11 protein-coding genes are annotated in these 14,327 nt (G+C 66.0%); 5 read left to right on the top strand and 6 right to left on the bottom strand.

Features of this window, described 5'->3' with window-relative positions:
- On the bottom strand, positions 1 to 1,643 hold a 1,643-nt coding region (locus tag Q4E95_RS06275), incomplete at its 3' end, for a sigma-70 family RNA polymerase sigma factor (protein WP_303382506.1).
- A gap of 676 nt (positions 1,644 to 2,319) precedes the next feature.
- Between Q4E95_RS06275 and Q4E95_RS06270 the strand changes: the two genes are divergently transcribed.
- Complete coding sequence (locus Q4E95_RS06270; RefSeq protein WP_303382505.1) at positions 2,320 to 3,816, top strand: catalase; 1,497 nt, start codon at positions 2,320 to 2,322, stop codon at positions 3,814 to 3,816.
- A 56-nt stretch (positions 3,817 to 3,872) separates the two neighbouring features.
- On the opposite strand, the gene Q4E95_RS06265 is transcribed toward Q4E95_RS06270, so the two are convergent.
- Positions 3,873 to 5,240 (bottom strand): SseB family protein, encoded by a 1,368-nt coding sequence (locus Q4E95_RS06265; RefSeq protein WP_303382504.1) that lies wholly within the window; start codon positions 5,238 to 5,240, stop codon positions 3,873 to 3,875.
- 189 nt (positions 5,241 to 5,429) lie between these two features.
- Between Q4E95_RS06265 and Q4E95_RS06260 the strand changes: the two genes are divergently transcribed.
- Both Q4E95_RS06260 and rarD read left to right on the top strand, forming a co-directional pair.
- Positions 5,430 to 6,851: a DUF6882 domain-containing protein gene (locus Q4E95_RS06260; protein WP_303382503.1), complete on the top strand. Its 1,422-nt coding sequence runs from the start codon at positions 5,430 to 5,432 to the stop codon at positions 6,849 to 6,851.
- Positions 6,852 to 6,882: 31 nt separating this feature from the next.
- Positions 6,883 to 7,833, top strand: a complete 951-nt coding sequence (gene rarD, locus Q4E95_RS06255) for an EamA family transporter RarD (RefSeq protein WP_303382502.1) — start codon at positions 6,883 to 6,885, stop codon at positions 7,831 to 7,833.
- A 112-nt stretch (positions 7,834 to 7,945) separates the two neighbouring features.
- On the opposite strand, the gene Q4E95_RS06250 is transcribed toward rarD, so the two are convergent.
- From Q4E95_RS06250 to Q4E95_RS06235, 4 genes are all read right to left on the bottom strand, one after another.
- The gene (locus tag Q4E95_RS06250) at positions 7,946 to 8,140 is read right to left on the bottom strand and encodes a methionine/alanine import family NSS transporter small subunit (protein ID WP_303382501.1); all 195 of its coding nucleotides are present in this window, start codon (positions 8,138 to 8,140) and stop codon (positions 7,946 to 7,948) included.
- Entirely contained in the window at positions 8,137 to 9,909 is a 1,773-nt protein-coding gene (locus tag Q4E95_RS06245; protein WP_303382500.1) for a sodium-dependent transporter, read from the bottom strand. The genes Q4E95_RS06250 and Q4E95_RS06245 overlap by 4 nt, the downstream gene beginning before the upstream one ends.
- A gap of 100 nt (positions 9,910 to 10,009) precedes the next feature.
- On the bottom strand, positions 10,010 to 11,059 hold the full coding sequence (locus Q4E95_RS06240) for a polyprenyl synthetase family protein (RefSeq protein WP_303382499.1): 1,050 nt from the start codon (positions 11,057 to 11,059) through the stop codon (positions 10,010 to 10,012).
- A gap of 22 nt (positions 11,060 to 11,081) precedes the next feature.
- Positions 11,082 to 12,353, bottom strand: a complete 1,272-nt coding sequence (locus tag Q4E95_RS06235; RefSeq protein ID WP_303382498.1) for a geranylgeranyl reductase family protein — start codon at positions 12,351 to 12,353, stop codon at positions 11,082 to 11,084.
- Positions 12,354 to 12,461: 108 nt separating this feature from the next.
- On the opposite strand from Q4E95_RS06235, the gene Q4E95_RS06230 reads away from it, so the two are divergent.
- Complete coding sequence (locus Q4E95_RS06230) at positions 12,462 to 13,859, top strand: isochorismate synthase MenF (protein WP_303382497.1); 1,398 nt, start codon at positions 12,462 to 12,464, stop codon at positions 13,857 to 13,859.
- Positions 13,860 to 13,947: 88 nt separating this feature from the next.
- A partial coding sequence (locus Q4E95_RS06225; protein WP_303382496.1) for a transporter substrate-binding domain-containing protein occupies positions 13,948 to 14,327 on the top strand: 380 nt, incomplete at its 3' end.

Genomic DNA, 14,327 nt, shown 5'->3' with positions numbered 1-14,327 from the left:
GGTCCGGGAACCTCAGGAAGCGGACTCGCCACAGAATTTGGCGTCTCAACGGACCCAGGAACACCAGGGACGGGCGTGACCACAGAATCCGGCGTCTCAACGGGTCCAGGAACCTCAGGAAGCGGACTCATTACAGAATCCGGCACCTCACCTGGTCCAGAGACACCAGGGACGGGCGTGACCACTGATTCCGGCGCCTCACCCGGTCCGGGAACCTCGGGGAGCGGAGTCACCAAAGGGTCCGGCGTTGCTATGGGTCCGGCAACCTCGGGGAACGGATCGACCCGCGGATCCGGAGTTCCGACGGGTCCGGGAACCTCGGGCGCCTCGCCGTCCCCGCCGCCCTCGGACGGCTCCTGGGCCGGGTTGTCACGCGGACCCGCAACTTCGGGGACCGGGGGCTCAACGGGCGGCACGGGGCCCGGCGGCACGGGCAGCACCGGCACCTCGAGCTGCGGGGTCACGGAATCCTCACGGGCCGCGGGTAGCCGGATGCTTGAAGGGTCATCCTTGGCAGGTGACGGGTCAGGCGCCGAGGATTTCAACGACCCGGTGGATTCGTCACCCCTGTCGCGGGCACCCGCACCCGGTGGATCACCCGCAGAACCCGCAGAACCCCCGGCAGGGTCATCCATGGCCGGTTGCGCCTGTCGCGTGTTCACCACCTCTGATGAGTCATGCTGGACGGTGGCCACGATGCCCGCCGTACCGGTCCCCGCAACGGCCACGCCGGCGGCAGCAAGAATGACCTTGGTGGCCGAACCGGTTATGACCCCGCCCGCGGCAGCGGTCACTGACGAAACCGAGGCAGTGGACGCGGCCGTTGCCGTCGCCGTCGCCGCAGCGGGAATTGAGGCCCCTGGAACGCAGGCCCCGAGCGGCGTCGTGGTAGCGGACATCACGCCGGAAACACCGGAAACGCCGACCGCGCCTCCGGCACCCGCGGTGCCGAGTGCGGCAATCAGTCGATCCGGGGCATCGCCCCAGAGCGGCAGACCCGCCAGGATGGGCAGAATCCAGCCGCGCAGGCCCACACCCAGATCCTGGAGCTGAAGGTACTCCGCCGTGCATCGTTCGCAGGAATCGAGGTGGTCCTGCATGAGCTTCATCTTGGACGGTGTAAGCGTGCCGCGGACGAAAGCCCCCAGCTGCACGGAGTATTCGCCGCATTCCTCGAGGGCTTGCGCGGATACGTGTTGCTGCATGTATGCCGTCCGGAGGCCCTCGCGAGCCCGCTTGCCCAGTGCGGAGACGGCGTTGGGTTGAATACCCACCACGGAGGCCACTTGGCGCGGCCGATAACCCTCGATCTCGAGGTACCAGAGCACCTCTTGCCAACGCTCGGGCAGGGACGCGAAGGCCCGCGCGACGACGGCGGCGTCCACTTGACGCACCACGGTGTCGTCGAAGAGTTGTACCCGGTCCAGTTTGCCCTGCTCCTGGGGTTCCTGAGGCTGGGTCCGACTGAGGTCATTGGCGCGATCGGCTGCCAGACGGGACACGGCGGTGACCAGGTATGCGCGCAAGAATTGTCGTGGACCGCCACCGGACTTCAGGAGCGCGAGTACCCGGGTGAAGGCCTCCGAGGTGATGTCCTCCGCCTCAGCATGACTGTTGGTGTGCAGGCGGGCAACGGCGAACACTGCACCGCAGTGGCGCTTGTACAGTTCCCCAAAGGCTTGACGATCACCGATGCGAACAGCATCGAGTAATGGCTCATCATTGGCCGCTGGTGTCGAATTCTGCTGGCTATCCCGGAGAGCGGGACGTCGTGTGTCTTCCATGGCGCCTTAGGAGTGCTGACGGGTCCAACCATTGTGTCAGCACATCGGCAGTTGTCAGGCCGGGATACCGACTGTGACACAACTGAAACTATTCAGCCCGAAAGGTGGGCCGGGGGTGCGGTTACTCCCCAGACCCGCACCCCCGTCTCCTATCTCACCCGTCCCTCCCCCATCCGAGCAGCCCGCTCGGAAGTTGGTCGCTCTAGCCCACCGCTGCGCAGGGCCCTCCCCGGTCCTTGTGCTCCAACTGCGGCGGTACGTCGGTCCCCGAGCGCTGAGACCGTCCGGAATCGCACGCAGCCCGCGTGCGATTCACTATGTAGACAGCCCGGGACGTGAATCGTGACGCGAGATCGGAAAGAAATTTTGAAACTTCTTGTGAGACGTGCAGCACATCAAATTATTGTGAGTGATTCAGAATAACGGTACGATGGATACTCAGGAACACCACGTCGACCGGGGGTATCAACCTCTCGCGGTCGGTGTGGCCACAGCCACTGCGTTGAAGCCGGCGCAGGGTCACCCAGGAGGAACCTTGTCCGACAGCACTCCCCACGAACACGGCCTTCGACAGACCGGCTCGTTCACCACCGACCAGTTGGGAAAGCACGTCGCGTCCGACGAGTACTCACTGTCGGTGGGTGCAGACGGGCCCATTGTTCTTCACGACTCCTACGTGGTGGAGAAGCTCGCCGCGTTCGACCGCGAACGCGTCCCCGAGCGCGTGGTGCACGCCAAGGGTTCCGGTGCGTTCGGCGAACTGGACATTACCGAGGACGTGTCCCGCTACACCAAGGCCGCCGTGTTCCAACCCGGCACCAAAACCCCCATGCTGGCTCGCTTCTCCACCGTGGCCGGCGAGCTGGGCTCCCCCGACACCTGGCGCGACCCCCGCGGCTTCTCGCTGAAGTTCTACACCACCGAGGGCAACTTGGACATCGTGGGCAACAACACCCCCGTCTTCTTCGTCCGCGACGGCATCAAGTTCCCGGACTTCATCCACTCCCAGAAGCGGCTGCCGGGTTCCGGCCTGCGCGACAACACCATGCAGTGGGACTTCTGGACCCAGTCCCCGGAATCCGCGCACCAAGTCACCTACCTGATGGGCCCCCGCGGCATCCCCAAGAGCTACCGGCACATGAACGGTTACGGCTCCCACACCTACCAGTGGGTCAATGAACACGGCGCGCGTTTCTGGATCAAGTACCACTTCATCGCGGACCAGGGTGTGGAAGGCCTCACCGATGAGGCAGCGAAAAAAATTGCCGGTGAGGATGCCGACGCCCACCGCCGCGACCTCCACCAGGCCATCGAGAACGGCGATTTCCCCTCCTGGACGCTGTACGTGCAGGTCATGCCCTATGAGGATGCCAAGGACTACCGTTTCAACCCGTTCGACGTCACCAAGACGATCTCCAAGAAGGACTACCCCCGCATCAAGGTGGGTAAGTTCACCCTGAACCAGAACCCCCTGAACCACTTCGCCCAGATCGAGCAGGCGGCGTTCTCGCCGGGCAACACCGTTCCGGGCGTGGAGATTTCCCCGGACAAGATGCTGATGACTCGCGTGTTCTCCTACCCGGACACCCACCGTCACCGCATCGGCCCGAACTTCGCGGACCTTCCCGTGAACTTCCCGTACCGCGCCGACCAGAACTCCTACTCCCACGACGGTCCCATGCGTTACTCGTTCAAGCACCCGAACCAGCCGGTCCATGCCCCCAACACCACGGGTGGCCCGGTGGCCGGTGGCGAGAAGGCCGCTGACGAGTTGCGCTGGGAGTCCGACGGCGACATGCTCCGCGCCGCAGCCACCCTGCACTCCGAGGACGACGACTTCGGCCAGGCCGGCACCCTGTTCCGAGAGGTCTTCAGCGCCGAGGAGAAGGCCCAGACCGTTGAGAACATTGCGGCTCACGTGGGCGATGTATCGGATGAAGCCATCCAGGAACGCGCCTTCCAGTACTGGGAGCACGTGGACACGGACCTCGGCATGCGCGTGCGCACAGCAGTTGCACGGCGGCGGGACTGAGGGTGGCGCGGATCGGGACCGCATCCATGGCCGTCTACATCGGGTGAGCGCGGCCATTAGCCCTGTTTGTCGTGCCGCTGCCCCTCCTGCTGGGCCACGAGGTCCAGGAGCTCTCGCACTTGCTGTGCGGGGATGGTGGCCACAGGGGGCAGAGCGTTGACGCACACCCCGGCCGCTCCCGAGTCCACGGCGAACTTGAGGACGTCCCGTGACGGTGCGGCACGAACCTGCAGGCTGGTGTCCAGTGCAGCAATTTCCGCAGCCGAGGTGAACACCATGATGGTGTCCGGTGCGGCGTTCGGATCCTGGGGTTGCACCATGACGGGCATGGATTTTCCGTCACGGTCGCGCGTGCCGAAGAGCAACTGGCCGTTGGGGTTGAGGATCGCCGCCAGCAACCCGGACATGTTGTTGTCCAGCAGGGCTTCCTTGACCGCGCGGTTGTGCGGGGTCCGGTTGACCCATTCGATTTGTTCACGCTCGATGCGCATGGGGTTCTCTCCCCCGGGGTCGAAGACCAGTTCGTCGTACTGGGGGTCCGTGGCCACCATGTTGAGCACGGCCGCAGACTGCTGACGGAACAACACCGGTTCCGTTTTCTCGGGATCCTTGTTGTTCTCCCGGAACACCGCGCGCGCCTCGTCCGTGGTCGTGTACACCGCCAAGGCACGAGTGCCGTCCTCCTGTCCCAATGCCTGCACCCGGATCTGCGATTCCGGGCCTACCGGTTGACCCTCCTCGCCCGGCACCAGATCCGAACCGGTGATGTCCAGCAGCACCATGCCGGTCATGGCCTCGCGCAGGACATTGGCCATTGCCTGATCCACGGGATGTGCCACGTACTCGGCGATCGCCGCGCGCAATCGGGGGTGGGTGTGGTCGGCCTGGGCACCGTGGTCCTCGGACGGGTCCACGAACTCGAGATCAATGCCCTGTTCCCCGGCAAGCCCGATAGCCCACTCCGGTGTGCGTGCCACAGTGCGAGGGAACTCGCCCAGATGCGCGGCGATGTCCCGCGCTTCGAAGCGGCCTTCGTCCGAGAACTGCTGCGGCAGATCGTGGAAGTTGTACCGCGCTGCAAAGCGGTAGTCGGGTTCGGGCCACCCCTTCGCGGCAATCGTGACACTGACGGTGAACCACGTTCCACGGCCCGGTAGATAACAACTGCGCTGCAGTTCGGCCAGCGACTCGAGCACGGGGCTGCCCTGCTTGATGGGTCCCGCCGCACCGGGGATCGCGGTTCCGTCCCGGTTTTCGGCGACCCGCAAAAATACCCGGTCACCCTGCGGTTTGAAGTCGACGCGCGTGGAGTCCCATCCGGGCTCGGTCCGCAGGACCGACAAGACCCAGCGTCCGATCTCCGCCACCAGCTCGCGTTCGCTGCGTGTACCCGGGTCCTGTTCGGTGTGCGGAGCTGAGGTCATGGTGAGTTTTGTTCCCTTCGGCCCGGCCGTCCGGTGCCCGTTGGCTGAAGCGGGCTTTCCCGCGGTCCTCTTGCAGCAACCCTATCCAACGCGGTAGGAACGTCAGCAGCCTGGGATCTTTCTGCCAGACGCGGTGAAAACCGGCGGGAGCTGCGCGGAGGTGCCGTGCCAGTTGTTAGCCTGGGTGCCATGACAAAAACGTTGCAGGAGCTGATCGACGCTTCTATTTTCATCTCCACCGAATACCAGGCAGTGCTGGCGGAGCTGTCTCAGGGCGCGGATTGGGACGTGGATTTTTCCGCGCCGTCGTTCACCCTGCAAACCACCCCGCCGCTCACGCTCACCCCGTACCTGCTGGGCACCGAATCAGCGGCGCGCGGTAGCTGGATCTGGTCCTGGCAGGAGCTGGGCCACTTCAACCCGGAGGTCGTTTCCGCCGCCGTCCAGGCCAAGGAGGCCGGCCAGCGGTTGGAAGTCAGCGAACTGACCACCGATGAGCAGCCACTCCAGGACGGGCTGGCCCGCCGTCTGACGTTGGCTGCCAAGGCGGTCACGGGCCTGTACGCCCACTACCCTGCCCGCGCCGGCGGCAACATCACCGCGTGGCTGCTACTCGAGGGCGAGGCCTTCGAACTGCCGCGCTTGAGCGAACAGCGCATGATGCAGGTGATCGGTGAGTCCCTGACCACCGATACCGCCGTGGACCACAACCTGGCCGTGAACAGTTACGCCGCCCTGCGCGGCGCGCACGTCGAGTGGGACACGGACGCCACCTGCGTGGTCACCGTTCACGACGGCGCTCAGCGCTTCTGGTTCGACGACCACCAGATCACCGGCGTGGAACCCGCGGAGCCCTCCGTGGGCCCGGAGGAACTCGAGGATCTCGAGCGCCGGGCCGAGACCCACCGTGAGGCACTGCGCGAGGACCGCCAGGTCGCCATGAAGCTCGCCGTACAGCTGGGCGAACTCCAACGCGCCGAGGCCGAGGAGAAGAACGAGCGGGAACGCGAGGCGGCCGAGAACGAGCGCCGCGAGCGCGAGGCGGCCAAGGCGGCGTCGGCCCCGGAGGAAGAGCCCCTTCCCGAGGAGCTGTCCACGGAGGACATCTCCGCCCCGGAACCGGAACAGCCCGAGGACGACGTGGCCGTGGCCGCCAGCGAGCTGCGCGACGGCGACCGCCCCTTCGATCAGGAACCCACTCGGGAGCCGGCCGTCCCCGGTCGGGTGCAGACCACCGTGCTGCCGGACCCGGAGGAAGTGCCCGAACCCACCGCGGGCCCCGAGGCTTCTCCGCAGCCGAACACCACCACCATTGGGCGTATCCCCGAACCGGACCTCGCGGCCACCCAGCCGGGTGTGTCCCGGGAGGAGGAGCCCGCCGTGGTTGATCGCGCCGAGCGCGCGGTCCGTGACGAGCCGCGCATTGCCGATGCCCGCGGCGAACGCGAGCATGACACCGCCGCCCGCCGCGAGACCGTGGCCGGCCCCGGCGCGGCCGAGGACATCTCGGCCCCCGCCGTGGTTGACGGTGAAGAGGTCGAGACCAACGAGCAGTTGGAGAAGAAGGGCGAGAAGAAGAAGGGATTCTTCAGCCGCTTCTTCGGTGTGTGACCGAGGTGCCGTCCACCGTTAGGATCGGATGGTGACGTACAACGTGGAGACCGGTCCGGGACCTGATCGGAAAAAAAGGACCCGGGCCGGTTTTCTGTACGGTTTTGGCGCGTACGGCATCTGGGGTCTGCTGCCCCTGTATTTCATTCTGCTGTTGCCCGCCACCGCGTACGAGATCGTGTCGGCGCGCGTCCTGTTCTCACTGATCTTCTGTCTGATCCTGCTGGCGCTCACGCGCTCCCTGGGTGCCATGAAGCAGCTCTTCCGGGATGGCAAAGCAGCCATTGCCCTCATGATTGCGGGGCTGCTGATCGCCGGGAACTGGCTGCTCTACACCGTGGCCACCACCACCGAGCGCACGCTGGAAGCCTCCCTGGGATACTTCATCAACCCCATTGTGGCCGTGCTGCTGGGGGTGATCGTGTTGCGCGAGAAGCTGCGACCCTTGCAATGGGCCGCCATTGTCGTGGGGTGCCTGGCGGTGCTGGTGATGTCCGTGTTCTACGGTTCCGTGCCGTGGCTGTCCCTGGGGCTCGCGTTCTCGTTCGGGTTCTACGGACTGGTGAAGTCCACGATCGGAAGCCGCTACCCGGCACTCGTGACACTCACCGGTGAAACCGCGGCCATCGCTCCCCTGGCCCTGGTCGGCATGATCTTCTTGAACTCGCAGGGCCAGGTCACGCTGTTCTCGGAAGGCGCCGGCCACTTCTGGCTGCTGGCGTCCTCCGGCATCATCACCGCTGTGCCCCTGCTGTTGTTCGGTTCCGCGGCCGCCCGCCTTCCCCTGAGCACCGTGGGCATGATCCAATACGTAGCACCCATTGGTCAGTTCATTCTGGCCATTGCCGTCCTGGGCGAATCCATGCCGCTGGAACGCTGGATCGGGTTCGGTATCGTCTGGTGCGCGGTGCTCCTCATGATTCTCGACGCCGTTCGCGCACCCCGCGCACGCCGGCTGCAACGGAAACGGAACACTGCTTAGCCACTGTTCTTTCCCGGGTACGACAAAGGCCGGGGCGCACCCGGATTCCTCGCGGGATCCCAGCGCGCCTCGGCCTTCGGTCATGTGTTCGCCCGGTGACGGCGGCGCCCGGTCAGCGGGACGGTTCACCCACGCGGGAGCGCTCCCCCGGTTCCGGGTGACCGAAATCATCGGGCTGCTCCGGATAGTCCGGGTCCAGCTCATCGACTTCTTCCGGTGAGCGTCGGATGTTGACGATGGAGAGCAGCAGCCCGCCCCACACCAACACGATGGCAACGATCATCATGACAATGGCTGTGGTGCTCATCGGGCACTTCCTTCCTGGTTGTCACGGGTGGGCCGACCCGCGGAACGTGACGCGGCGGCTTCGTCGGCGGTTGCCGTGCCGTCTTCCCAGGGAGCCCGCTGGTGCACAACGGTGCCGTGCTGGATGGCCCGCAGCGAGTAGTCCTGGTCCAGTGCCGGGCTGCGCAGGGCCGTGCCCCGGTAGTGGGTGAAGGACTTGTCCTGGGCCAGCAGCTCGCGGTCCAGGTAGGCGTCCTGCACGCTGGGCGCGGGACTCGTGAACGCGGCTGCCGTGCGGCGGGACCAGGGCAGCTTGGACAGCAGGTAGGCGATGACCACCAGGCCACCGGCCATGCCCCAGCCGAACACGTTGACGAACCACGTGGGCATGTCGTTGTACCCCTCGGCCAGGTTCAGCGTGAGCTGGTCGATCAGCATGTAGCCGAGCACCACGGGCGTCACGGCGCCGGCCACGATCATCCAGGTGCGGCCCAACTTGAACGAGGACACCGAGTTGAGGTGATCGCGCAGAGTGGGCAGCGCCGAGAATCCGGCGGTCAGCATGAGCACCGAGATCAGGGCTGCGGCGACAATGCCAAAGTTGTTCACAAAGGCGTCCACCACGTCCAGGAGGTTCAAACCCGTGGTCGTGGGGAAGAACAGCAGCGACACAATCGCCAGCGGAATGACAACCACCGCCACTGCCACCGGGCGGCTCAGGCCCAACTTGTCACGGAAGCCGGCCACGATCACTTCCACGATCGAAATCATGGACGTGAAGCCGGCGAAGGCCAGTGCACCGAAGAACAGCACACCGATGAGCACGCCGAACGGTGCCTCGGAAATGATGGCCGGGAAGGCAATGAACGCCAGGCCGATACCGGAGGTCGCGACCTCGTCCACACCGGTGCCAGCTGCCGCGGCCATGAAGCCCAGCGCCGCGAACACGCCGATACCCGCCAGGATCTCGAAACTCGAGTTGGCGAAACCGACCACCAGCGCCGAACCCGTCAGGTCCGACTTGGGCTTGAGGTAGGCGGCGTAGGTGATCATGATGCCGAAGCCCACGGACAGCGAGAAGAAGATCTGGCCGTACGCGGCAACCCACACGGAGGAGTCACCCAGTGCCTCCCAGGAGGGCGTGAACAGAGCATCCAAACCGCCGCTGGCGCCGGGCAGGGTCAGGGCGATCCCGACCATGATCAGGAACATGACCACGAGGAGCGGAATCAGGATGGCATTGATACGACCAATACCCTTCTGCACGCCCATCATGAGCACCACCAACAGGGCGAGCCAGGCAATGGCTGTGGCAATGAACACCGGCCAAATGAAGTTGAAGCTAATGGTGACTTCATCCGAGACCTGCATGTAATCCGACATGAAGAAGCCCGCCGGATCATCTCCCCAGGCCTTGGTGAACGAGAAGATCGTGTACTGCATGGCCCACGCGAGAATGATCGCGTAGTACAGCGCGATGACCACGCAAATACCCAGTTGCCACCACCCGATCATTTCTAGTTTGGGGTGGAGCCGGCGATATGCCAGGGGCGCGGAGGCCCGGTAACGGTGGCCCACCGCGTAGTCGAGCATCAGCAGAGGGATACCCGCGGTCAGCAGAGCGACCAGGTAAGGGATAAGAAATGCGCCGCCACCGTTGTCATACGCGACATAGGGGAAACGCCAGATATTGCCCAGACCAACGGCGGAGCCGATGGCGGCAAAGATGAACATGGTGCGTCCGGAGAAAGCCTCGTTGGAAGCGCCACCACGTAAAGATTTAGTGGACATTCGATGATCCTCACAGGGGGAACACATCCCGCCCGAGCATCAGTCTGGATCACAGCGTGATGCGGGGCGGTTTTTGGATGTTCCCCAGCTTACTGAGGTATCAGCCTTCTCTGTGCACCACCGCGTGGGCAAATTCGATCAGCGCCGCCTTGGTCACGGTTTCCGGCAGCGGCCGGATCGCGGCAATGGCATCGTCGGCCCACCGGTTGGCCGTGTCCCACGCCTCTGCGGACACGGGATGGGCGGTCACGGCCGCCACCGCTCGGGCCAGCGCGTCATCGCTGGACAGGTCACCGTCAATGAGGTCCAGGACCTCCCGGGCGGGGTCCGCGACCGACCGGTCCTCGCATTCCGCATCCCGGCGCAGCAGGAGCACGGGCAGCGTGTCCACGCCTTCGCGCAGGTCGGTGCCCGGGGTCTTGCCAGACACGTCGTCGTGTCCCGTGAGATCAATGATGTCGTCCGCGAGTTGGAAGGCCAGGCCCACCTTTTCGCCGTACTCGACCAGCATGTCGATGACGTCTCGCGGGGCTCCGCCCAACAGGGAACCGTACTGGCCGCTGGCGGCAATCAGCGAACCGGTCTTACCCGCCAACACATTGAGGTAGTGGGCCACGGGGTCCTGGCCCTCGGCGGGGCCGGTGGTTTCCTGCAGCTGCCCGATGACCAGCCGTTCGAACGTCCTGGCCTGGATCAGCAAGGGCTCCTGGCCCAGCTCGGAGACCATGGCAGAGGCGCGGGCGAAGATCAGGTCACCGGTGAGGATTGCCACGGAGTTGCCCCACACCGTCTGCGCGGTCTCGACACCGCGACGCAGCGGGGCGGAATCCATTACGTCGTCGTGGTAGAGCGTGGCCAGGTGCGTCATTTCCACCACGGCCGCGGCTTCGATCACCTTCTGGTTGATCTGACCGGCCGCGTCCGCGGCAAGCAGTGTGAGCAGCGGGCGCACTCGTTTGCCGCCGGCCTGCAGCAGGTGACGCGCGGTCACGTCTGCCAGGTGATCGGTCGAGCGCAGGGCCTCTTCCAGCCGCGTTTCGATCTGCGCGAGTGATTCCACGACGAGCGGACCCAGGCGGTCGTCCCGGGCAATGAGCTCAAATCCTGCGGGCAAACGCAATGAGCCATTCAGTCGGCTGGTTTCAGTCACGGTGTATCACTCTATCGACAATTCAACGGGAGGGTGTTAGCGCATCAATGAGCGCTACGGCACGGTCGGTCATGGTTCGGGCGGGGCGGTCCGAGAGCTCCGTCATGATTTGCACCGCGAATCGCATCAACTGGGGCATGCGCATGCCCGCGCGCACTCCCGCGCTCAACAAAGCCGGGTGCCCAATGAGTTCGGCGAGCGCGCGGCCCTGCACGAAGTGGGCACCCCATTCCTCGTGTACCAGCTGCGGGTAGCGAGCCAGCGCATTCTCGCGCTGTTGGGGCCCGTGGGCCGCCGCGGCATCCACCACGCACGAGGCCGCGAACAGCGCCGATTCCATGGCGTTGGAGATGCCCTCACCGTTGAACGGGGACACCAGCCCGGCGGAATCACCGAGCAGCATGAGGCCGGGAACGTAGTGCGGGGTGCGGTTGGCGGCCATGGGCAGGGCGGCCGAACCCACGCGGCCCTCTTGGTGCTCGGGGTCGAAGGTCCATTCGGCGGGCATGGACGCCGCCCAGTCGCGCAGCACGGCGCGGTAGTCGAGGGTGCCGAAGGCGGGCGAGGTGTCCAGGATGCCCAGGCCCACATTGGCGGTGCCGTCCCCCACGCCGAAGACCCAGCCGTAGCCGGGCAGCAGCGACCGCTTGGGGTCGGTGCCGTCCACGAGTTCGAGCCAACCCTCCATCCAGTCCAGTTCCGAGCGCGGAGAACGGTAATAGGTGCGCACGGCCACACCCATGGGCCGGTCCTTGCGGCGGTGCAGACCGGCCGCGACCGCGGTGCGGGTCGAGTTGCCGTCAGCGGCCATCACGAGATCCGCGTGGTGATCCTCGGTCTGCGAGGTCCGGCGCCCGGTGGCGGGGTCCATCACGGTGGCCCGCAGGCCGATGATCCGACCGGTGTCATCGCGTAACACGTCCTGCACGGAACGGTGTTCGATCACGGTGGCGCCGGCGCCCTGGGCATGCCGGATGAGGTCCTCGTCGAAGCCGGCGCGCGTGCGCACCAGGCCGTAGGCGGGAAAGTCGGTGAGTTCGGGCCACGGGAATTCCACGGTGCGTCCGTCTGCCACCAGGCGCAGTCCCTGATTGCGCTTGTACCCGTGCTCGGCCGTGTGGGGCAGGCCCATGAGCTGCATTTGCTTCACGGCGCGCGGGGTCAGCCCGTCGCCGCACACCTTTTCGCGCGGATAGCTGGTTTTCTCCAACACCGTGACGGAGATTCCCTGGGCGGCCAACCAGTAGGCTGCGGTGGCTCCGGCGGGGCCGCCCCCGCTGATCAATACCTTCACTGTGCTGTGGCCCTCCGTGTGCCCCTAGCCGTTACTGCTCGGTCCGTCGTCCATTGTGTCATTGCCGATGAGCTTTCTCCGCCCGCAGCCGTCCTATGCTGGAGGGCAATGACCATTGATACTTCCCCACCCAGCATGAGTGTTCTCACGGTGCCCGCGGCCGACGTGCCGGCCGCCGCGGATTTCGCCACCCAGCCAGACGTCCGCCGCCTGCTGGGTAGCCGCGATCCGGCCACGTGGATCCTGCGCGGTCAGGGGCTGGTGGGGCTGGGTCGGTCCGCCGAGTTCCGGGTGCGCGGCGGGACCCGCTTCACCTCCGCTCGCGTGTGGTGGGACGCCGTGCGCGATTCCGCCACCGTGGACGACCGCGTCAACCGACCCGGCACCGGCCTGCTGGCCTTCGGGGCGTTCGCTTTTTCGCCCTCCTCCACCGCCGATTCGGGGCTCGTGGTCCCGGAACTTGTGATCGGCTCCGACGAACACGGCGCGTGGGTCACGCTGATCCGCACCGATTGCGCCGCACTCACGACCGCCGACGCCGACGCCGCTTGGCGGGCTCACGTGGTCGAGTCACCGGCCACGCTCCACACGCGAGACGCGCCCGACACGGCGAGTGCGGCGGCGTCGTACCCCACCGCGACCCCGGGTGCCCTGGACGAGGACCGTTGGATGGCGGCCGTGGCGGACGGCGTCGACATGATTCGAGCGGGTGATCTGGACAAGCTGGTGCTGGCGCGCGACGTGGTGGTCGACGCGGGGCGGCCCATTGAACTCAGCGCTGTACTTGCGCGGCTGAGTGACCGGTACGACTCGTGCTGGACGTATTGTGTGCGCCCCGGTGGCGCCGCCGACCCGAACGCGGGGCGACTGCTGGGCGCGACCCCGGAAATGCTGATCCGTGTGAAGCAGGGGACGGCCTCGGCGCGCGTGCTCGCGGGAACCCTGGACCGGCACGACCTCCCGGAGGGCGCCAATCCCGAGGACTTCGCCGGCGTGACCCTGGGCGGGTCCGACAAGCAGCAGCGCGAGCACAAGTTCGCCGTGGACTCCCTGCTCGCGGGGCTGTCGCCGTATGCGCAGACCGTGCACGGCGAGGAAGAACCCTTCATCCTGGCCCTGCCCAACGTGTGGCACCTGGCCTCCGACGTGCGCGCCGAACTGCGCACCGGTGTTGACGGCACTCTGCCCTCCCCGCTCGAACTGGCCGAGGCCGTTCACCCGACCGCTGCCGTGTGCGGAACCCCGACCGACGTGGCCGGCGGCGTGATCGAAGATTTAGAGCGCATGGATCGCGGTTTGTACGCCGGCCCCGTGGGCTGGCTCGATGCCTCCGGTAACGGCGAATGGGGCATCGCGCTGCGCGGTGCGGTGCAACTCGACGCGCGGCGGGCCCGTGTGAGCGCGGGATGCGGGATCGTCGCGGAATCCGACCCCCGGGCCGAACTGGCCGAGACCTGGGCCAAACTGCGACCCATGCTCGAGGCCCTGCCCGCTACGCGCGCGTGAGTCCCTGCGGGTTCGGGTCGCCGGAAATAACGGCGTAGTAAGGTTTTCCACAAACTACACAGCGTTATTGCTTTCCGAGGGAGATCCCATGTCCAAGCTTCGCCGCGTACTGCCCGCCCTGGCCCTGCTGTCCGCCACCGGCCTGATCCTCACCGGCTGCGAATCCACGTCCGAGTCCGATTCCCAGGCCGGCGGCGAGGGCGGCAAGCTCACCGTGTGCGCCAATTCGCCCTATCCCCCGTTCGAGTTCGAGCGCGACGGCGAGGTCGTGGGCTTCGACATGGCGCTGGCCGATGAGATCGCCAAGGACCAGGGCAAGGAAAAGGAATTCATCCAGGCGAACTTCGAGACCCTGGAATCCGGCGCCGCCCTGGACACCGACCAGTGCGAAATGGTCATCTCCGGTATGGGGATCACCGACGAGCGCAAAGCCTCCATGGACTTCTCCAAGCCGTACTTCAATGACGA

Source organism: Kocuria sp. (genome assembly GCF_030536815.1).
In the GTDB taxonomy this organism is placed as follows: Bacteria; Actinomycetota; Actinomycetes; order Actinomycetales; family Micrococcaceae; genus Kocuria; species Kocuria gwangalliensis.
The sequence above is the reverse complement of the archived record's forward strand: the minus strand, read 5'-3'. Positions and strand labels throughout refer to the sequence as shown.